General features: G+C 62.5%; 20 protein-coding genes. 11 read left to right on the forward strand and 9 right to left on the reverse strand.

Annotated features, from left to right (window positions below; translation table 11 throughout):
- Positions 1-120: 120 nt before the first annotated feature.
- Positions 121-822 carry a protocatechuate 3,4-dioxygenase subunit beta gene (gene pcaH / locus E0H22_RS22605; RefSeq protein WP_233023201.1) on the forward strand — a complete coding sequence of 234 codons (702 nt, stop codon included), beginning with the start codon at positions 121-123 and terminating at the stop codon, positions 820-822.
- Complete coding sequence (gene pcaG / locus E0H22_RS22610; RefSeq protein ID WP_233023202.1) at positions 822-1403, forward strand: protocatechuate 3,4-dioxygenase subunit alpha; 582 nt, start codon at positions 822-824, stop codon at positions 1401-1403. The genes pcaH and pcaG overlap by 1 nt, the downstream gene beginning before the upstream one ends.
- A 186-nt stretch (positions 1404-1589) precedes the next feature.
- Here the strand turns inward: pcaG and E0H22_RS22615 are convergent, their stop codons facing one another.
- Genes E0H22_RS22615 through E0H22_RS22625 form a run of 3 tightly spaced genes read right to left on the reverse strand, consistent with a single transcriptional unit; the run spans position 1590 to position 4819 of the window.
- Positions 1590-3161 (reverse strand): DHA2 family efflux MFS transporter permease subunit, encoded by a 1572-nt coding sequence (locus tag E0H22_RS22615; RefSeq protein ID WP_233023203.1) that lies wholly within the window; start codon positions 3159-3161, stop codon positions 1590-1592.
- 19 nt (positions 3162-3180) lie between these two features.
- Complete coding sequence (locus E0H22_RS22620) at positions 3181-4347, reverse strand: HlyD family secretion protein (RefSeq protein WP_233023204.1); 1167 nt, start codon at positions 4345-4347, stop codon at positions 3181-3183.
- The gene (locus tag E0H22_RS22625) at positions 4328-4819 is read right to left on the reverse strand and encodes a MarR family winged helix-turn-helix transcriptional regulator (RefSeq protein ID WP_233023205.1); all 492 of its coding nucleotides are present in this window, start codon (positions 4817-4819) and stop codon (positions 4328-4330) included. Before E0H22_RS22625 ends, E0H22_RS22620 begins: the two co-directional genes overlap by 20 nt.
- Before the next feature lie 164 nt (positions 4820-4983).
- Here E0H22_RS22625 and E0H22_RS22630 point away from each other — a divergent pair, with 164 nt between their 5' ends.
- Genes E0H22_RS22630 through ispG form a run of 3 tightly spaced genes read left to right on the forward strand, consistent with a single transcriptional unit; the run spans position 4984 to position 7758 of the window.
- A complete protein-coding gene (locus E0H22_RS22630) occupies positions 4984-5469 on the forward strand; it encodes a Fur family transcriptional regulator (RefSeq protein WP_233026498.1) in 486 nt (161 codons plus the stop codon).
- Positions 5470-5510: 41 nt separating this feature from the next.
- Positions 5511-6461, forward strand: a complete 951-nt coding sequence (locus E0H22_RS22635) for a DMT family transporter (protein WP_233023206.1) — start codon at positions 5511-5513, stop codon at positions 6459-6461.
- Positions 6462-6474: 13 nt separating this feature from the next.
- On the forward strand, positions 6475-7758 hold the full coding sequence (gene ispG / locus E0H22_RS22640; protein WP_233023207.1) for a flavodoxin-dependent (E)-4-hydroxy-3-methylbut-2-enyl-diphosphate synthase: 1284 nt from the start codon (positions 6475-6477) through the stop codon (positions 7756-7758).
- A 71-nt stretch (positions 7759-7829) separates the two neighbouring features.
- Here ispG and E0H22_RS22645 read toward each other — a convergent pair whose 3' ends face one another.
- From E0H22_RS22645 to E0H22_RS22655, 3 genes are all read right to left on the reverse strand, one after another.
- Positions 7830-9434 (reverse strand): Na+/H+ antiporter, encoded by a 1605-nt coding sequence (locus E0H22_RS22645; RefSeq protein WP_233023208.1) that lies wholly within the window; start codon positions 9432-9434, stop codon positions 7830-7832.
- Positions 9435-9599: 165 nt separating this feature from the next.
- On the reverse strand, positions 9600-10286 hold the full coding sequence (locus E0H22_RS22650; RefSeq protein ID WP_233023209.1) for a DUF1345 domain-containing protein: 687 nt from the start codon (positions 10284-10286) through the stop codon (positions 9600-9602).
- A gap of 10 nt (positions 10287-10296) precedes the next feature.
- Positions 10297-11223, reverse strand: coding sequence for a polyprenyl synthetase family protein (locus E0H22_RS22655; RefSeq protein WP_233023210.1), 927 nt, complete (start codon positions 11221-11223; stop codon positions 10297-10299).
- Positions 11224-11391: 168 nt separating this feature from the next.
- Between E0H22_RS22655 and mtgA the strand changes: the two genes are divergently transcribed.
- From mtgA to E0H22_RS22670, 3 genes are all read left to right on the forward strand, one after another.
- Positions 11392-12051 (forward strand): monofunctional biosynthetic peptidoglycan transglycosylase, encoded by a 660-nt coding sequence (mtgA, locus tag E0H22_RS22660; protein WP_233023211.1) that lies wholly within the window; start codon positions 11392-11394, stop codon positions 12049-12051.
- Positions 12052-12319: 268 nt separating this feature from the next.
- Positions 12320-12505, forward strand: a complete 186-nt coding sequence (rpmF, locus tag E0H22_RS22665) for a 50S ribosomal protein L32 (protein ID WP_211911819.1) — start codon at positions 12320-12322, stop codon at positions 12503-12505.
- A 341-nt stretch (positions 12506-12846) separates the two neighbouring features.
- On the forward strand, positions 12847-13539 hold the full coding sequence (locus E0H22_RS22670; protein WP_233023212.1) for a hypothetical protein: 693 nt from the start codon (positions 12847-12849) through the stop codon (positions 13537-13539).
- 51 nt (positions 13540-13590) lie between these two features.
- On the opposite strand, the gene E0H22_RS22675 is transcribed toward E0H22_RS22670, so the two are convergent.
- Positions 13591-13917 carry a hypothetical protein gene (locus tag E0H22_RS22675; RefSeq protein ID WP_347340837.1) on the reverse strand — a complete coding sequence of 109 codons (327 nt, stop codon included), beginning with the start codon at positions 13915-13917 and terminating at the stop codon, positions 13591-13593.
- Positions 13918-14153: 236 nt separating this feature from the next.
- Between E0H22_RS22675 and E0H22_RS22680 the strand changes: the two genes are divergently transcribed.
- The 3 genes from E0H22_RS22680 (at position 14154) to E0H22_RS22690 (ending at position 17868) form a co-directional block, all read left to right on the forward strand.
- Entirely contained in the window at positions 14154-15863 is a 1710-nt protein-coding gene (locus E0H22_RS22680; protein WP_233023214.1) for a bifunctional diguanylate cyclase/phosphodiesterase, read from the forward strand.
- Between the two features lie 177 nt (positions 15864-16040).
- Positions 16041-16406 (forward strand): DUF1304 domain-containing protein, encoded by a 366-nt coding sequence (locus tag E0H22_RS22685; protein ID WP_233023215.1) that lies wholly within the window; start codon positions 16041-16043, stop codon positions 16404-16406.
- 238 nt (positions 16407-16644) lie between these two features.
- Positions 16645-17868 (forward strand): ABC transporter substrate-binding protein, encoded by a 1224-nt coding sequence (locus E0H22_RS22690; RefSeq protein WP_233023216.1) that lies wholly within the window; start codon positions 16645-16647, stop codon positions 17866-17868.
- A 173-nt stretch (positions 17869-18041) separates the two neighbouring features.
- Here the strand turns inward: E0H22_RS22690 and E0H22_RS22695 are convergent, their stop codons facing one another.
- Complete coding sequence (locus tag E0H22_RS22695; RefSeq protein WP_233023217.1) at positions 18042-18383, reverse strand: hypothetical protein; 342 nt, start codon at positions 18381-18383, stop codon at positions 18042-18044.
- Positions 18384-18668: 285 nt separating this feature from the next.
- Complete coding sequence (locus tag E0H22_RS22705) at positions 18669-19103, reverse strand: endonuclease domain-containing protein (protein WP_233023218.1); 435 nt, start codon at positions 19101-19103, stop codon at positions 18669-18671.
- Positions 19104-19138 lie beyond the last annotated feature (35 nt).

A 19138-nucleotide genomic window follows, 5' to 3' on the forward strand; every position in this document is an offset into this window, starting at 1 on the left:
CTCATCCTGAGGAGCGGCCTTAGGCCGCGTCTCGAAGGATGAGTACCACATGCCCTCATGGTTCGAGACGCGCGAAGACGCGCTCCTCACCATGAGGGGACTTGTCCTTGGAGGAGACAAATGACGCTGATCTATCCCGTCGAGAGCAATGCGGCGCACGCGCCGCGCCTCTCACCCGGCTACAAGAGCACCATCAAGCGCGCGCCGCAGAAGCAGCGCATCCTGATGCCGCACACGATGTCGGAGCTGACCGGTCCGGTTTACGGTCATGAAACCGTGCGCCCCGGCGACCATGACCTCACCACCATGCATGCCGGCGAGCCGCTCGGCGAGCGCATCATCGTACATGGGACCGTGATGGATGAAGATGGCCGCGGCGTACCGAACACGCTGGTGGAACTCTGGCAGGCCAATGCCTGCGGGCGTTATGTCCATGTCTGGGACCAGCATCCCGCCCCGCTCGATCCGAATTTCACCGGCGCCGGCCGCGCCGTGACCGATGCGCAAGGCAATTACAAATTCATCACCATCAAGCCAGGCGCTTATCCGTGGGGCAATCACCACAATGCGTGGCGCCCGGCGCATATCCACTTCTCGGTGTTCGGGCATTCCTTCATCTCGCGCCTGGTGACGCAGATGTATTTCCCGAACGATCCGCTGTTCCCGTTCGATCCGATCTTCAATTCGGTGACGGACGAAAAGGCACGCCTGCGCATGGTGTCGGAGTTCGATCTCGACACCACCGAGCCCGGCTGGGCGCTGGCCTATCGCTTCAACATCGTCTTGCGTGGCCGCAACGCGACCCCGACGGAGAATCACTGATGCCTGGAATTACCCCGTCGCAGACCGTTGGCCCGTTCTACGCCTATGGCCTGACGCCAAACGGCAAATACGCCTGGAACGACGCCTTCACCAACAATCTGCTCACCCCCGACGTCACCGGGGACAAAATCCGCATCGAAGGCGTAATCTATGACGGCGACGGCAAGGTAGTGCCCGATGCCGTGCTGGAAATCTGGCAGGCCGACGCCCAGGGCCGCTTCGCCGATCCGCAAGACACACGAGGCCTGCCGAATTCGAGCTTCCGCGGTTTCGGCCGTTCCGGTACGACGGACGCCGGCGAGTATTCGTTCGACACCGTGAAGCCGGGCAGCGTACCGGGTATCGACGGCAAACCGCAGGCGCCGCATATCGTGATGGCCGTGTTCGGCCGCGGCATGACCATGCAGTCGATGACACGCATCTATTTCGACGACGAAGCGGCAACAGCGAACGATGCCGTCATGCAGCTGGTTCCTGCGGATCGACGAAGCACGCTGATCGCGAAGAAAACGGCTGCAGGCGTGTATCGGTTCGACATCCACCTGCAGGGGGATAACGAGACGGTGTTCTTCGACGTGTGATCTTGCTTCTCCCTCCCCGGAGCGAAGCGACTGGGGAGGGTGGATCGAAGCGAGCGTTCAGCGCGCTTCGAGATGCTTTCCCAAACCCATCCTGCTGTGGGGAGAGACCCCACCCGGCGCTACGCCCCCCAACGACGCGGCTGAGCAGCTTGGGGGAGGGAAATCATAGCCACCTGCTCGCTCATATCACTCCATCACCGCCGGATGCTCATCGCCGCCCGGCTTCGCAGCCTGCGCCCGGAGCTGCGCTTTCGACGATCCGATGATCAACGCCATCGGGATCGCCAGCAGCGTTACAAACATGATCAGCTGATAGTCCAGTCCGAAGGCGATGATCGACGCCTGCAACGTCACGATCGCATCCATCATCGCGCGGCCGCTCTCCGTCGCCATGTTGATGACGCCTGTCACATTCGGCATCTGCAACGCATTGTTGAACGGCGTCACATGCTCGACCAGCACCGCATGGGCCATTCGCGTGCCCGAAGTCAGGTTCGCGATCACGATGGAAATGCCCACCGAACTCGCGACGTTGCGCAGTAGCGTCAGCATCGCCGTGCCGTCCGTGCGCAGGTGGTTGGGCAATGTCAGAAACGCCACCGTCGAGAGCGGCACGAATACCAGCCCCAGCCCGAAGCCCTGTGCCACACTGACAATGATGAATTCCGGCACGCCGGTCTGATCGGTCCATTTGGCGGTGAAATACATCGACACCGTGAGCAGCGTCATGCCGGACATGATCAACGTCCGCGCCTCGATATACTTCATCATGCGACCGACCAGCATCATCGCGACAAAGGTACCGGAGCCGCGCGTGGCCAGCAACAGGCCGGCGGTGAGGATCGGATAGCCGATCACATTCTGCAGGAATGGCGACGACAGCGACATGGTGGAATAGAGCACGAGCCCCATCACGCACATGAAGATGCAGCCGCCGACGAAATTCTTGTCCTTGAAGATGGCGAACTGGATGAACGGCCTGGGAGTCGTGAAGGAATGCGCGAAGAAGTAATAGAAGCCGATCACGGCAACGATCGCCTCAACGATGATCTCGTTCGATTCCAGCCAGCCGAGCTGCTCGCCGCGGTCAAGGGCAAGCTGCATCGAGCCGATGCCGATGGCGAGCGCGAGGAAGCCGAACCAGTCGAACTTCATCTTCAGATTTAGCTCGGTCTCGTCCATGAAGACGATCAGGCCGGCCACCGTAACGATGCCGAAAGGCAGATTGACGAAGAACACCCAATGCCAGGAATAGGTTTCGGTGAGCCAGGCGCCGAGCGACGGCCCCATGATAGGACCGAGCATCACGCCCATGCCCCAGATCGACATCGCCTTGGCGCGCTCATGCAGCGCGTAGCTGTCGAGCATCACGGCCTGCGAGAGCGGCACCAGTGCCGCACCAAAAACGCCCTGCAGCAGACGAAAGCCGACCATCTGGGTGATGTCCTGCGCGAGGCCGCACAGAACCGAAGCGATGGTGAAGCCGGCCGAGCAGATGATGAACACCTTCTTGCGGCCGAACCGGTTGGCGATGAAGCCCACCGGCGCCGTCATGATGGCCGCGGCGACGATATAGGAGGTCAGCACCCAGTTGACCTGATCCTGCGATGCAGACAGCGAACCCTGCATATAGGGCAGCGCCACATTGGCGATCGTGGTATCGAGCGCCTGCATGATAGTCGCGGTCATGGCGCATACCGTCACCATGTTGCGGCGGAAGCCGGGGACCGCGCTCGAGTATGGCGCTGACGTCGTCATGGGGATCGGCCTCTGTCGGTCAGTCCTGAGCCGCCTTTGCCGATGACAGACCGAATAGACCTGCCAGCGTGCGACGATGCTCGGTGTCGATGGTCGTATAGGTGCTCATGCCAGCCTTGAGTTTCTTCACGGCAGGATCGTCATAGTCGAGATAGACGCGCACCGGCACGCGCTGCACGACCTTCACGAAATTGCCGGTGGCGTTCTGCGGCGGCAGGATCGCAAACTGCGCGCCGGTGCCGGGGCTGAGCGAGCCGACAGTTCCATGAAAAGCGTGGTTCGGAAAAGCATCGACCTCGATATCCACCTTCTGACCGACGGCCACATAGGTCAGATCCGATTCCTTCAGATTGGCGTCGACCCACGGACGTGCGTCATCGATCACCGTAAGGATCGGTGTCGAAGCCGCGACGAAGCGGCCGAGCTGGATGTTGTCGACTTGCGTCGCAACACCGTCGATCGGCGCCTTCAATACGGTGTGATCGAGATTGCGCTGCGCATCGCCGAGCGCCGCCTTGGCTTGTGCATAGGCAGGGAACTGCTCGAGGGGCAAATCGGGATTGCCGAGCAGCTTGTCTTTGGCATTGGCAAGTTGCTGCTGCAGCAATTCGAGCTGCGCCCGCGCCACCACATAGTTGGTCGTCGCCGTATCGAGATCGAGCTGCGAGCCGGAATTCGACTTCACCAACGTCGTCTTGCGCTCGACATCGCGCTGCTTGAGCTCCACGCCCTGGCGCGCGAGTTCAAGCATATCGTTATAGGAAGTGATGTTCGACTTCAGCGTCGCGAACGAGACCTTGGCATCGTCGAGCTTCGCCTTCGCCTGCTGCAGAGCAAGTTCGAACGGCACGGGATCGATCTCGAACAGCGTATCGCCGGCCTTCACATGCTGCCCTTCGCGCACAACCACGCGCGAGACCTTGCCGGCGATTTCCGGCGTGATCAGCACCTTCTGGGCGCCGACATAGGCATCGTCGGTGCCGACATAACGGCCGCCGGAGAGATAGAAGGTGAAACCGCCGATGAGAACGATGGCCGGCAGAACGACCAGCAACAGCGGACGCCGGTAGCGCGTCAAAAAGCCTTTCACGCCCTGGCGCGGCGCCGTTGCGGTGCCTCCTGGCTCGCCCTCGGACGGATCCTTGTCCGGAAATTTCAGTACGGGGTCAGCCGCTGACTTGTTCATAGACTCTTTCCTTGGTCTTGGCGGCCGCGGGATTCAGTGCAGCACGGATGTTGTCTTTGATGGTTTCGAGGCGATCGACGAGGCGGTGCATCTCGGCTTCGCTCAGCCCCGCGAACGCGACCTGCATCAGATCGCTGCGCAGTACGGCGAGCTTCGCCATCAGCGGGCGCGCAGCCTCGGTGAGATATAGCCGCTTGATGCGGCGGTCGGTGTCGTCATTGCGACGTTCGATCAGCCCGTTGTCGCACAGCTTGTCGATCAGCCGCGTCAGGCTGATCGGCGCCATCTCCATGGCGTCGGCGAGCTCGGTCTGTTTCTGTCCTTCATTACGCTCGACCTTGGCCAACACTGCCCACTGGGCGCGGGTCATGCCCAAATGGCGCGCTTCCTTGTCGGCAAGCTGCCGCAGCATGCGCTGGGTTTCGAACAGGGCGGACAGGAAATCTGTGCCCGTATCGGGCTGGCAAGACATCGATATGCTCCCTAAGCTGGCATAAAATAAGCTAGCTTATATTTTCGGCCACCCTGTGCGAAAGTGTCGCAGGCATGCGCTGAACGCATGGATTTGAACGTCTTCTTGGGGAGCTTCGCGTGGCTGCCATGGGCGAACCGCGGCAAAGCGACTACATTGCAGCGATGAACGCGCCAAGGCCGACATTCCCCGCTCCGGACCATGATCACGACCGCTGCACCGCGGACGCACTTCGTCATGCGGAGCAGGTTTGTGCCAGACGATCCCAGAAGCTCACCCCCATCCGTCGCCAGGTGTTCGAGGCGCTGCTGGCCAGCCACCGGCCGCTCGGCGCCTATGAGATCATCGAGGAACTGGCCAAGACCGTCGCCCGGCCGGCACCGATCACGATCTATCGCGCGCTCGATTTCCTGATGGCCAACGACCTCGTGCATCGCATCGAGAGCCGCAATGCCTTCCTCGCCTGCGTGCACGATCACGGCACAACATCGATGGTCGCCTTCCTGATCTGCGACAAATGCGGGTCGGTCGGTGAAGTGCCTGCGATACAAGTCGCGCAAAGCCTCAATGACGCCGCGCGCTTGACAGGCTTCACCCCGAAACTGTCTGTTGTCGAAATCACAGGCACCTGCGCTCACTGCCAGCACTGAGCGTCACATAACAACACGGCGACAAGCCGGCCCGAGGTTCAATGTCCGCAGAGCCAAGTCCCATCCCGCCCGGCGGTCGCCCGCTGACCGTCGGTGCCATTGCTCTGGTGCTGATGCTCTGCCTTACCTGGGGCTTCAACCAGATCGCCATCAAACTGGTGCTGCGCGAGATCCCGCCCTACACACAGGCCGCGCTCCGCTCCGCCGGCGCACTACTGGTGATCTTCGCCATCGCCAGGTTTCGCGGCGTGAAACTGTTCGAGCGCGACGGCACGCTGGGTGCTGGCCTGTTTGTCGGCGCAATCTTCGGCTTCGAATTCCTGCTGATCTATCACGGCCTCGAGCTCACATCGGCGAGCCGCGCCGTCGTCTTCCTTTATACGATGCCGTTCTTCGTTGCCTTCGGCGCCTATCAGCTCCTCGGCGAACGACTTGGCACCATGCAATGGACGGGACTGGCGGTCAGCTTTGCCGGCGTCGCCGTCGCCATCGGCGTCCCGCAGCCGAATGTCACCGCAAGCGTCCTGCTCGGCGATCTCCTGATGATCGCCGGCGCGGCCATGTGGGCGGCCACCACGCTGATCGTGAAACGCACCAGGCTTATTGGGGTCCCGCCCGAGAAGGCATTGGGATACCAGGTCGGCCTGTCAGTCCCGATCCTCGGTATCGGCGCGCTGGTCGCGGGCGAACGAATCCCCGCGGTTCCCGGCGCCCTGACCATCTCGCTGCTGGCATTTCAGGCCTTCTGGGTGGTCGGACTCACCTTTTTGCTCTGGTTCAGTCTGATCAGGACATACTCTGCCAGCAAATTGGCGGCTTTCACCTTCATCACCCCTTTATTCGGCGTCGTGGGGGGCTATTTGATTCTGGACGATCATCTCACACCTGCCTTCGGCTTGGCTGCGTTATTGGTCATCGCCGGGCTCATTCTCGTTAACCGCCCGGCCAAGGCTGCAGCCACTAACGCATTGCTGAATGTCACTAAAACCTGATATTCGAGACCCCATGAACAAGCTTGAAATTCCGCAGGATGTCGCTGGCCCGGCGCCGCGACACCACACCACCCAGGTCATGGTCGGCAATGTCGCCGTCGGCGGCGGCGCCCCGATTGTCGTGCAGTCGATGACCAACACCGACACCGCCGACATCCAGGGCACCGTCGAGCAGGTCGCAGCGCTGTCGCGCGCCGGCTCGGAAATGGTCCGCATCACCGTCGATCGCGACGAAGCCGCTGCCGCCGTTCCGCACATCCGCGAACAGCTCGACAAGCGCGGCATCACTACCCCCCTCGTCGGCGACTTCCACTATATCGGCCACAAGCTGCTCGCCGAACATCCGGCCTGTGCCGCTGCGCTCGACAAGTATCGCATCAATCCCGGCAATGTCGGTTTCAAGAGCAAGCGCGACAGCCAGTTCGCCGACATCATCGAGATCGCGAACAAGAACAACAAGGCCGTCCGCATCGGCGCCAATTGGGGCTCGCTCGATCAGGAACTGCTCACCAAGCTGATGGACGAGAACGCGCTTTCGGCCAATCCGAAAGACGTGCGCGCGGTGACGCGCGAGGCCATGGTGCAATCGGCGCTGCTGTCAGCGGCCCGCGCACAAGAACTCGGCATGCCGAAGAACAAGATGATCCTCTCCGCAAAAGTCTCGGCGGTGCAGGACCTCATCGCGGTTTATCAGACACTGGCCTCGCGCTCCGACTATGCGATCCATTTGGGTCTGACCGAAGCCGGTATGGGCTCGAAAGGCATCGTCGCCTCCTCGGCCGCGCTCGGCATCCTGCTGCAGCAGGGCATCGGCGACACCATCCGCATCTCGCTCACTCCCGAGCCCGGCGGCGATCGAACGCTGGAAGTGCAGGTCGCGCAGGAACTGCTGCAGACCATGGGCTTCCGCACATTTGTGCCGCTGGTCGCTGCGTGCCCCGGTTGCGGCCGTACCACCTCGACCACGTTCCAGGAACTGGCGCGCTCGATCCAGGATTTCATCCGCGACGAGATGCCGGTCTGGAAGACCCGGTATCCGGGCGTCGAGAATCTCAATGTCGCCGTCATGGGCTGCATCGTCAACGGCCCCGGCGAATCCAAGCATGCCAATATCGGTATCTCGCTCCCCGGCACCGGCGAAAGCCCGGCCGCTCCGGTGTTCGTCGATGGCGAGAAATTCCGCACCCTGCGCGGCCCGACCATCGCTGCCGACTTCAAGGCGCTGGTGATCGACTATATCGACCAGCGCTACGGCGGCGGCACCAAGACGCCGGAGATCGTGACCGCGGCGGAGTAAGCCCGGTCATCGAACGTCAATTGAAACGGCCGGGCATTGCCCGGCCGTTTTCTTTTCGCCGCTGACGGCAACTAAAGCGGTATCCGCCGATACTCCCGATTGATCAGCCCCGCTTCTTCCAGATCCAGATCGCGCTCGATCCGTCTGCGGCTTTCATCGGTGATCTTGCCGTCGCGCAATTGCATATGGATGAACTTGCGCTCTTCCTTGATCAGCTCGCGCACCAGATCGGTTCCGAGTGCCGAGACATCAACCTCGGGATCGAATTCATCGGGCAACTGGTTCGACCGGCTCTCATGCCGCGCGCGCAGGATCTTCACCACCTCGTCCGATAACTCGCGGTCGTCGGTCATGGCGTCGAGCGAGGCCAGTGCCTTCGCCAACGCCTCGCGGCGTGCGCGCAGCTCGGCCTCATGCTCGGCAATGTGCTCCCGGCGTCCGATCTTGCCGATCTTCATCCACTTCACCACCAGCGGCAGGCCGAGGCCGAAGCCGACCAGCGTGATCAGGATGACGTTGAACGACACGAACAGGATCAGGTCACGCGCCGGAAACGCCGCGCCCGACATCATCGTGAAGGGCAGCGCCAGCGCGGCGGCGAGGGATACCGCCCCGCGCACGCCGGTGAAAGCGACCACGAACGTCCATTGCCAGTTCGGCGCGGGATCGCGCTTGCGCAAACCGGCGCTCAGCATCCGCGGGACATAGATGGCGGCATAGACCCAGACGAACCGCGCGGCGATGATAACGGCCATCACCAGCGCCGTGGCCGCCACGATCTCGGCGAGGGGAAAAGCCTTCGACTTTTCCAGGATCGCCCGCATCTGGAAGCCGGTCATCAGGAACAGCAAACCTTCGACGAGATAGATGATCAGATCCCAGAAGAAGATTCCTTGCAGGCGCGTCGCCGCCGAGATCAGCAGCGGGCCGTTCCACGAGATGTAGAGGCCGCAGGCGACGGTGGCGATGACACCGGAACCGCCGAAATGCGCGGGAATGAGATAGGCCACATAGGGCGTCAGCAGTGACAGCGTGATCTCGACCTGCGGGTCGCGTGTCCATTGGCGCAAACGCAGGCTGAGCCAGCCGATGGCAAGGCCGAAAGCGAGCTCGCAGGCAAGGATGGCGACGAAGGTACCGGCGGCTTTCGGAAACGAGAACGCGCCGGTGGTGATCGCGGCGACGGCGAAGCGATACAGGATCAGCGTGGTCGCATCATTGGCGAGCCCTTCGCCTTCCAGCACGACGAGCAACCGCCGCGGCAGACCCAGCTTTCGTGCCACCGCGAGCGGTGCCACCACATCCGGCGGCGCGACGATCGCGCCGAGCAGGAAGCCGACGCCCCAAGGGAGACCGATCAGATAATGCGTGGCGGTCGCGACCAGACAGGCGGTGAAGATCACGCAGCCGACGGCAAGCAATGTGATCAGCCGCAGGCTGAAACGGAACTCCCGCCAGCTCATGGCGACCGATGCCGAGTAGATCAGCGGCGGCAGCACGCCGAGCAGCACCACTTCGGGCGGCAATTCGAGGGCCGGCATGCCCGGCACGAAAGCGAGCGCGATACCGGCGAGCAGCAGCAAAATAGCCGGCGCGATGTTGATCCGCTTGGCCAGCAGTACGGTGGCGGCCAGCACTGCGATCAAGGTCAGGAATATAGAGAAGCTGGCTTCCACGCGGGCGGCACCTGTTGCTGCGACACTTTGCCCGGATGCGGCGAGAGGTCAATGTCGCGATCTCCCTTGTCGTCACCGGGCTCGACCGGGTGACCCAGTACACGCCGCCGCGTCGGTGTTTACCGGATCGCCCGGTCGAGCCGGGCAACCACAGTAGGGGCAGGCCTATATCGCACTCGCCGCGATGTTCACCATCAGTGCCACCAGCGCCGTGTTGAAGATAAACGATACGATGCCATGTGCCGTCGTGGTGCGCCGGATGCTCTTATCGGTGATGCCGACATCGGAGGTCTGCGCCGTCATGCCGATGACGAAGGCGAAATAGACAAAATCCCAATAATCGGGATGCTCGGGCGTGTCGCCTGCAGGAAAAGCAAGCCCGCCGGGCTTTGGCCCGCGATAGAACTGATGGGCGTAATGCAGCGAAAAGGTCGTATGCACCGCGGCCCAGGATGCCGCGATGGTGATCACCGCGAGCGCAAGCTCCGCAGTATTCTTGCTGGCACCGAGCTCGAACACGATCGCCGCGATGCTGGCAAAGGCGCCAAAGGCCGCCACCATCAGGATGACGAAACTGCCGTCGTCCTGAAGAGCGGCGTTGCGACGGATATGCTTGCTGCCGCCCCGCATCATCATGCCATAAACCAGCAACAGATAGATCGCGATGAACGTATCCCAGCCGATCAGGAGCCGCGTCACCATCCGCAGCGAAGACGGCAACAGCAGACACACGACGATGCCGACGGCGAGCGCCGCGAAGGTACGAGGCCGCCCATAGACGAGGCGATAAGCCAACGGCATCGTGCGGAAGCGGGCAAGGAGGTCGTCAAGGTCCCTGCCCGTTTCCGCCATGTCATTGCGCCTAGTTCTTGCGCTCGGCCACGAAGCGGGCGGCAGCGCGAAGCACATCGCCCTTGTTGCCGAAGATCGACAACGAACTATCAGCCGTCGCGATCAGATCGGCGACACGCTTCTTGGCGCCATCGACGCCAAGCTGGGTGACGAAGGTGGTCTTGTTGAGCGCGGCATCGGCGCCGGCCGGCTTCCCGAGGGTCGCGGCATCGGCCTCGACATCGAGCAGGTCGTCGGCGATCTGGAAGGCTTCGCCAAGCGCGCGACCGTAATCGTCCAGCGCCTTGTATTCCTTCGGCGTCGCCTGGCCGAGCAATGCGCCGGCGATGCAGCCATAGCGCAGGAGCGCACCGGTCTTCATTTGCTGCACGCGGGCCACGTCCACCGGGCCGGTGTCGCCGAAGCGACCCTCGCCGGCGAGGTCGAGCATCTGGCCGCCGACCATGCCGCCGAGGCCGGCGCAGCGCGCCAGCGCGCGGGTGAGCAGCAGACGCACATTGGCGTCGGAATGGATTTCGTCGCGGGTGACGATGTCGAAAGCCAGCGTCAGCAGCGCATCGCCGGCAAGGATCGCGGTGGCGTCGTCGGTCGCCTTGTGCAGGGTCGGCCGTCCGCGGCGCAGGTCGCTATTGTCCATGGCCGGCAGATCGTCATGGATCAGCGAATAGCAATGAATGCATTCGAGGGCCGCGCCGACCAGCAGCGCCGGCTCGCGATGCACGCCGAATACGGCGGCGCTTTCCACCACCAGGAACGGGCGTAGCCGCTTGCCGCCGCCGAGCGACGAATAGCGCATGGCGTCCATGAGGCGCTTCGGCCGCGCGATCTCGTCCGGCAGCACGCCGTCACCAAGCACCTTGGTCAGGACGGCTTCGGTATCGTCTGCGGTCTGGTCCAGGCGGGAGGCAAAATCTTTGGTGGAAGCACCGGTCGACATTAAGAATAGCTCCAGATCAATTTGGCGGGACAATCCTCCATGGCAGTGTCCACGTCAATTGCGCCCGCGGCGTCCCGCCACGATTGGTCGCGGCAAGCTTAACTGGCTTGAAAACAGTGCGAAAACTCCGCTTTATCAGCGGGATAGCTGTGAGCAGGGAACCCGCCTTTGCGACTCGTCCGCCGCCTCATCCTGATCGGGCTCCTGCTCCTCCTGATCCCCTATCTGCTCACCCCGCTCTATGCGACCGGCCAGCCGGTCTCGACCCTGATGGTCTGGCGCTGGATCACCGGTGCCCCGGTGGAGCGGACCTGGGTGGATCTGAAAGCCATGTCCCCGGCCCTGCCGCGCAGCGTGGTAGGTTCCGAGGACGCCAGATTCTGCAGCCATCAGGGCATCGACTGGGCCTCGCTCCAGAGCGCCATTGACGATGCGCAGGAAGGCGAGATTTCCGGCGGCGGCTCAACCATCACCCAGCAGGTGGCGAAGAACCTGTTCCTGTGGCCGGGCCGCAGCTTCATCCGGAAGGGCTTGGAGATCCCGCTGGCCATGTGGATCGACTTCGTTCTTAGTAAACAACGAATTCTGGAACTCTATCTCAATATCGCCGAGATGGGACCGACCGGCCAGTTTGGCGCAGAGGCCGGTTCCCGGTTCGCTTTCGGGCGGTCCGTTTCGGCGATTTCGGCCCGGGAAGCCGCTCTTTTGGCCGCGATTCTGCCCAATCCGGTTACCAGAAGCGCAAAAACGCCGGGACCAGGCGTCCGCCGGCTGGCCTCGCGCTATATGGCGAGGGCCCAGTCGGCAGAACTCGGACGATGCTGGTGACCAAAACTCGTCGTTCCGGGGCGGCGAAGCCGAGCCCGGAACCTTATTGATAGAACCGCACGAGGCTCTGGGTTCGCGCCTTTGGCGCGTCCCGGAACGACGAGTTTCGGATTCCCCGAAATTTCCACCTTTCCCGCCCTAGCAATGGCGTCACGCATCCGTTATAAGCCCGGCCTTATCAGCGATTTTGCCCGCGCGCTTTGTGCTGGCCGCCCGATACCGGGCGCCGATCGAAACCATCTGCCATCTGTTTTGCAAGGACTAACCAATGGCCGTTCCGAGAAGAAAGACATCGCCGTCGCGGCGTGGCATGCGTCGTTCGGCTGACGCGATCAAGAGCACTGCTTATGTCGAGGACAAGGATTCCGGCGAACTGCGCCGTCCGCATCACCTCGACCTGAAGACCGGCATGTATAAGGGCCGCCAGGTTCTCAAGGTGAAGAAGGACGCCTGATTTCAGGCTGGCAGGCGGCCGCGCTACGGCATCGCCTCCATCGTCCGGCAACGGACTGGTCCAACTACGGATACGCTGACCCCGCCTCTGGCGGGGTTTGTCTTTTCCGGGATTGGACATCGCGTCAGGCTTATCCAGTCCGAATTGCCGCCCTGGTGCCACGCGAAGCGCCCAAGGGGCCTGCACGCTTTCGCCAGGCATGCTTGTCGCACACGAAGTTTATTTCTGAACTGTACTTCCGCCCGATTTCGCTCCAACACTAGCTGCGACGCGTTCCCTGGTACGATGCGCCCGCATCGGCATGCGCGTTCTGGTTCTCTCGCGCGAAGAAGGCTTCCCCGATGATCGGTTTTCCGCTGCTGCTGATTCCGGTGGCGATCTGCAACATCATCGTTTTCCTGATGCCCGACCTGTCACTCGCAGGCCCGGTGCAGCTTTTCTCCATTACCCTGCCGTCGCAGGACGTCCTCTACATCTCGCTGAAGGACGTGCTGGTCTCGCTGTCGATCCTGCTGCTGCTGCTCGAAGTGATGCGCGCAGCGAAGCCGGCGTCGAAATATTTCACCGATCACCTGCTGTCGCTGCTGGTGTTTGCCGGCGCCGCCTATGAATTCGCGATGCTGCCGAAATTCGGCAATGCCACCTTCTTCACCATCACCCTGGTCGCACTCGTGGATTTCCTGGCAGGCGTGTCGCTGCGCGCGCGCCGTCCGCGCCGGGTCGCCACCCCCGTCTATGCGCCGGAGCCGGCCGCGCAATATCATCCGCCCGCGCCGCCGCCCGCCGCTCCGGCGCCCGCACCAGCTCCGATCCCCGTGCCCGCCGCAACCTCGGTCGCTGAATCCGTGCTGACCGAGAAGGTCGAGCCGAAGCTCGAGCGCATCGACCCCAAATTTGAGCCGAAGATCGAAACGAAAACCGAGCCGCAGATCGATACCAAGGCCGTGCCGCCTGAGATCGTCGCGCATACGTCGCCGCAGATCACCTCGCCCGATCTGCAGCCGGATGGATCGACGGAAAAGCCGAAGAACTGAGGTCCTGTCCCTTCCCCAAGCGGCGAAGCCGCGCAGCGGGGAGGGACAAGATCAGGCCACCCGCATCATGCGGCTCGCCGGCGATCCCGTCCCATAGACATCGGCGGCCTTCCGATACGCCGCCTCCACATCGACGATCTCCGCACGCCGCAGCGCACGGGTCTGTGGTACCTGCTCCGCCGTCGCGATCAGATGCGTGATGAAGGATGGATCGGGCCGCGCGATGCGCAGCGAAGCCGGAATGGCGCGTGACACCGGCTCGGTCGAGGCGACCGCATGACTTTGCTGCTGCGGCTCCCGTTCGATGACGATATCGCCCGCCCGCCGCATCGGATGCGGCGTGGTGGGGGATACTCGGCTGGTCGCCGTGATCGACATGGTCAAGCGCGCTCGCGTCTCAAATCAGGACAGAGGGTGGTCCCTCCGGTAGCATTGTCGCAAGTCCCGTGCCTGATCTCTCCACAGTTGTATCGGCTTACGCGGGCCTTGCCTAAATGCGCCACACCGCTACGATTTCTTCGTCCGATGGGAACTTCGACTCACTTTCTTGAGCAGTCAGGCCGTATTGTCGTGGCACGAATCACCGCAAGCGGCGTCCCGAAACGAGGCGACATTTGACATCCGCCCCACCCGATCAGACTCCTGCCCAACTGCCCGCCATTTCCGAAGCGGACATCCTGGCGCGGCTCGGCCAGGCCGCCTTCGTCTGGGACATTGCCAGCGACGCCATCAGCTGGACCGCGGCCGCAGCGGCGATCTTCACCGACATTCCCGGCGAAACGCTCCAGCGCGGCAGCGACTTCGCCGCGCTGATCGAGCCGCACCGCGCCGTGCGCAGCGAGGCGCTGGTCTCGGCGCTGCAATCCGGCGGTACCTATCGCATCGACTATGGCCTGCGTGCCTCCACCACCGCGCCGCTGCTGTGGATCGAGGAGAGCGGCAACGTCCGCACCGGCGCCGACGGCCGGCCGCTGCGTGTCGAAGGCATCGTGCGCATCAACAACGAGCGCCACGCCCATGACCAGCAGCTCCTGAAGCTCTCGCAGCGCGATCCTGTCACCGGCGAACTCAATCGCACGCATCTGCTTGCAGCGCTCGCCGAGTCCATCGAGGAAGCCTCGCGCTTCCGCGCCAGTTTCGCCTTCATGCTGATCGCCATCGATCATCTTGGCCGCATCAACGATGCGTTCGGCTTCGACGTCGCCGACGATGTCATCGCCGATCTCGCCAGACGCGTTCGCCTGCGGCTGCGTGGCGGCGATATCCTGGGACGCTTCTCCGGCAACAAGTTCGGCCTGGTGCTGAAGAACTGCACCGCCGACGATGCCAATGTCGCTGCCGAGCGTTTCCTCGCCGGCATTCGCGACGAGGTGATTCCGACCAAGTCCGGTCCGGTCTCCGTCACCGCCACCATCGGCGCGGTGAGCATTCCCCGTTATGGCCGCGACGTCAACGAGGCCGTCAACCGCGCCCAGGAAGCGCTCGACAGTGCCAAGCGCCGTCGCCGCGGCAGCTTCAACCTGTGGCGGCCGAACGTGGAGCGCGATGCCCAGCGCCGCGTCAATATCCGCGTCACCGACGAGATCGTGACCGCGCTGAACGAACGCCGCATCGTCTGCGCCTTCGAACCCGTGGTGCATGCCGACCGCAGCGGCCCCGCTTTCTACGAAGCGCTGGTGCGGATGAAGCAGGACGACGGCCAGTTGCTGCTGGCCCCGGACATCGTGCCGGTGGCCGAACAACTCGGACTCATTCGGCTGGTCGATCACCGCATCCTCGAACTCGTCATCGCCGAACTCGCCGCCGCGCCGCAGGCGCAGCTCTCGCTCAATATCTCGCCGGCCACCACCACCGATCCGGACTGGTGGGCGACCATCGAATCCATGATGCGCGCGAATCCCGGCGTCGCCGGGCGGCTGATTGTGGAAATCACCGAAACGGTAGCCATTCACGACCTTGACGACATCAGAAGCTTCGTCAATCGCCTCAAGGCCCTCGGCAGCCGCATCGCCATCGACGATTTCGGCGCCGGCTACACCTCGTTCCGCAATCTGCGCAAGCTGGCCGTGGACATCGTCAAGATCGACGGCGCCTTCGTGCAGAACATCGCCCATTCCGCCGACGACCGCGCTTTCGTACAGACGCTGATCGATCTCTGCCGCCGCCTCGACATTGCGACCGTGGCCGAATGGGTACAGGACGAGACGAGCGCCTCGATGCTGCGCGACTGGGGCTGCAACTACATCCAGGGCCGCCTGACCGGCCTGGCTTCGGCAGACCGCCCGTGGCTGACAACGCCGCTGCCGCAAGGCGCGGTGCGTTAGTCTTCCTTACCTCTCCCCGCTTGCGGGGGGAGGTCGACCGTAACATGCGAGGCGCGTGGAGGTCCGGTGAGGGGACTATTCATTCGCTCCGAGTTCGTGGAGAGTCTTCTCATCCGACCGCGCTACGCGCGGCCAGCTTCTCCCCGCAAGCGGGGAGAAGGCAATAACGGGGGCACCATGAATCTCATCGGCAATCTCCTCACCGCGCTCGTCGCGCTGCTGCACATCTACTTCCTCGTGCTGGAGATGTTTTTCTGGCAGAAGCCGCTGGGCCTGAAGACCTTCAGAAACACACCGGAAAAGGCCGAAATCACCGCCGTGCTGGCCGCCAATCAGGGCCTCTATAACGGCTTCCTCGCCGCCGGCCTGATTTGGGGCCTGCTGCATTCCGCGCCCGCCTTTGCATTTCAGATCAAGGCGTTTTTCCTGCTCTGCGTGATCGTGGCCGGTGTCTACGGCGCCATGAGCGTGAGCAAGCGCATCCTTTATGTGCAGGCCGCCCCCGCGGCACTGGCGCTGCTGGTATTGTGGCTGGCGAGGTAGTCGTTACCTACTCTTCCCCTCGTCCTGAGGAGCCGCGCAGCGGCGTCTCGAAGGATGGCCATGTGCTCCGAGCCCGGCCATTTCATGGTTCGAGACGCGGCCTGCGGCCGCTCCTCACCATGAGGGACGGAGGGCTTCCGCGTTCATCTTGCCAATCCCACAACCTTCCCTCACACTCCTCATCAACGATGGCGCCCCTCGGGAAGACCGTCGACACATCATCAGGGAAGGCAACAATATGAGAGCTTCGCTCGTTCATTGGATCGCCACGTCTGTGCTGGCGACTGCGCTATCGGCCACTGCGGCACATGCCCAGAAGAAATACGATGCCGGCGCCTCGGATACCGAGATCAAGATCGGCCAGACCGTGCCGTTCTCCGGCCCCGCCTCGGCCTATTCCTCCATCGCCAAGACCCAGGCGGCTTATTTCAAGATGATCAACGATCAGGGCGGCATCAACGGCCGCAAGATCAACCTGATTCAGTATGACGACGCCTATTCGCCGCCCAAGGCCGTGGAGCAGGTGCGCAAGCTGGTGGAGTCGGACGAAGTCCTGCTTACCTTCCAGATCATCGGCACCCCGTCCAACGCCGGTGTGCAGAAATATCTCAACACCAAGCAGGTGCCGCAGCTGTTCGCCGCCACCGGCGCCACGCGCTTCACCGATCCGAAGAACTTCCCCTGGACCATGGGTTACAATCCCAACTACCAGACCGAAGGCCGGATCTACGCCAAGTACATTTTAAAGAACCACCCGAACGCCAAGATCGCCATCCTCTGGCAGAATGACGATCTCGGCCGCGACTATCTCACAGGCATGAAGGCCGGGCTCGGTGACAAGGCGGCGTCGATGATCGTCTCGGATGCCTCCTATGAACTCACCGACCCGACCATCGACTCGCAGATCGTCAAGCTGAAGTCCTCCGGCGCCGACCTGCTGTTCAACGCCTCGACGCCGAAATTCGCCGCCCAGGCGATCAAGAAGGTCGCCGATCTCGGATGGAAGCCGACCCACATCGTCGACATCAATGCGACCTCGGTGGGCGCGGTGCTGGTGCCCGCCGGGCTGGAGAACAGCAAGGGTCTCATCTCTACCAATTACGGCAAGGACCCGCTCGATCCGCAATGGAAGGACGATGCCGGCATGAAGCGCTATCTGGCCTTCATGGAGAAATACTACCCGGACGGCGACAAGAATTCGAACTTCAACACCTATGGCTACGGCAATGCGCAGCTCATGGTGGAAGTGCTGAAGCGCTGCGGCGACGACCTCACCCGCGCCAATGTGATGAAGGTCGCAACCTCGCTGTCAGGCCTGGTGTTCGATCTTAACCTGCCCGGCATCGTCGGCTCCACCTCACCCACCGACTACCGCGTCAACAAGCAGTTGCAGATGATGAAGTTCAACGGCGAGCGCTGGGAGCTGTTCGGCCCGATCATCGAGGATGATTCGGCGGGCTAGTTGGGCGATCAGTAACTGCGCGACTTCGCCATTACTCACTTGTCGCCACCCGCAAAAGCGGGTGGCCCAGTAGACACCGTCGATACGGCTTGAGCACTACTGCCAGCGCTTACTGGATCGCCCGGTCAAGCCGGGCGACGACAGCAAGCGAAATATAGCTTTGGCGTCTCGTCTCACGCCGTCTTCGTAAACATCGTCAACACACCATCGGCGATGTTCACGGCGACGACCTGTGCCGACGTCACACCCTTTTCCTTCAGCGCGTTGGCGGCGGCCGGCGAGGCGTCGATGGAGGCCCGCAGGCCCTTCATGTCTTCGTCGCTGGTCTTGGACACGACGTCATCGACCTGGGCCTTCACCGCCTCCGGCAGCTGCTTCACGTCGATTACCTGGATCTTGTTGATCTGCACGGTGGATTTCGGCGAACCGCTGTCCTTTGCGGTCCCCGTCCCCTGCGCCATCACCAGTGCAGGCGTACCGAAAGACAGGGCGGCGGCGAGAGCGAGAGCTGTCATGGAGCGCATGGTCGGTCCTTTCAGTTGATTGGACGCCCAGCGGTAACCGAGAAGTGTGCGGAAGGTCTGGAGGCGAGGTGGCAGTGACGTGAGAAGAATGCGGCGATGATGTGGGGCGGCGAGCAGGTCGTTAACACCTGATCTGAAGTCCGGTCTTCGACTGCACAAAACCTACGGACTCATAGAATCGCAACGTCTCCGGCCGTTTCGACCCGTGGTAACTGTAGAGGCTCTACAGCGAACACAGATCATCCTCAACGGCTTCTCTAATATGGAGCTCCGCGCTCAAGTCGATGGCTCGCTCGATTTTCCCTCCCCCTTGTGGGGAGGGTGGCCGGCCTCTTGGCCGGACGGGTGGAGGTAGCCCAGAGCTCGAACAATCACTTCCATCACCCCTTCCATTTCCCGATCCACCTCGTGATTCCAGAACCGCAACACGCGAAATCCCTCGCCGCGCAAAGACGCATCGCGCATCTCATCCTTGCGGGCCGCCTCATCGACATGATGCTGCCCGCCATCGATCTCGATCACGAGCTTGTCGCGAAACGACACGAAGTCCACGATGATGTGCCTGATCGGCGCCTGCCGCCTGATGTGAAAGCCGAACGCCTTTAGCTCGCGTAGTCTCACCCACAGCTTCGCTTCCTGCGGCGTCAGGTTCTTGCGCAGTGTCGCGCGAATGCATTCGCCACGTCGACCTCGCTTGCTGTACCACCCCACCCGTCTCGAAGCTCGCTGAACGCTCGCTTCGATCC

Source organism: Rhodopseudomonas boonkerdii (genome assembly GCF_021184025.1).
Classification (GTDB): domain Bacteria; phylum Pseudomonadota; class Alphaproteobacteria; order Rhizobiales; family Xanthobacteraceae; genus Tardiphaga; species Tardiphaga boonkerdii.

Coding starts and splice junctions, on each gene's coding strand:
- pcaH (WP_233023201.1), top strand. CDS start 121: ATGACGCTGATCTATCCCGTCGAGAGCAATGCGGCGCACGCGCCGCGC.
- pcaG (WP_233023202.1), top strand. CDS start 822: ATGCCTGGAATTACCCCGTCGCAGACCGTTGGCCCGTTCTACGCCTAT.
- E0H22_RS22615 (WP_233023203.1), bottom strand. CDS start 3,161: ATGACGACGTCAGCGCCATACTCGAGCGCGGTCCCCGGCTTCCGCCGC.
- E0H22_RS22620 (WP_233023204.1), bottom strand. CDS start 4,347: ATGAACAAGTCAGCGGCTGACCCCGTACTGAAATTTCCGGACAAGGAT.
- E0H22_RS22625 (WP_233023205.1), bottom strand. CDS start 4,819: ATGTCTTGCCAGCCCGATACGGGCACAGATTTCCTGTCCGCCCTGTTC.
- E0H22_RS22630 (WP_233026498.1), top strand. CDS start 4,984: ATGAACGCGCCAAGGCCGACATTCCCCGCTCCGGACCATGATCACGAC.
- E0H22_RS22635 (WP_233023206.1), top strand. CDS start 5,511: ATGTCCGCAGAGCCAAGTCCCATCCCGCCCGGCGGTCGCCCGCTGACC.
- ispG (WP_233023207.1), top strand. CDS start 6,475: ATGAACAAGCTTGAAATTCCGCAGGATGTCGCTGGCCCGGCGCCGCGA.
- E0H22_RS22650 (WP_233023209.1), bottom strand. CDS start 10,286: ATGGCGGAAACGGGCAGGGACCTTGACGACCTCCTTGCCCGCTTCCGC.
- E0H22_RS22655 (WP_233023210.1), bottom strand. CDS start 11,223: ATGTCGACCGGTGCTTCCACCAAAGATTTTGCCTCCCGCCTGGACCAG.
- rpmF (WP_211911819.1), top strand. CDS start 12,320: ATGGCCGTTCCGAGAAGAAAGACATCGCCGTCGCGGCGTGGCATGCGT.
- E0H22_RS22670 (WP_233023212.1), top strand. CDS start 12,847: ATGATCGGTTTTCCGCTGCTGCTGATTCCGGTGGCGATCTGCAACATC.
- E0H22_RS22675 (WP_347340837.1), bottom strand. CDS start 13,917: ATGTCGATCACGGCGACCAGCCGAGTATCCCCCACCACGCCGCATCCG.
- E0H22_RS22685 (WP_233023215.1), top strand. CDS start 16,041: ATGAATCTCATCGGCAATCTCCTCACCGCGCTCGTCGCGCTGCTGCAC.
- E0H22_RS22690 (WP_233023216.1), top strand. CDS start 16,645: ATGAGAGCTTCGCTCGTTCATTGGATCGCCACGTCTGTGCTGGCGACT.
- E0H22_RS22695 (WP_233023217.1), bottom strand. CDS start 18,383: ATGACAGCTCTCGCTCTCGCCGCCGCCCTGTCTTTCGGTACGCCTGCA.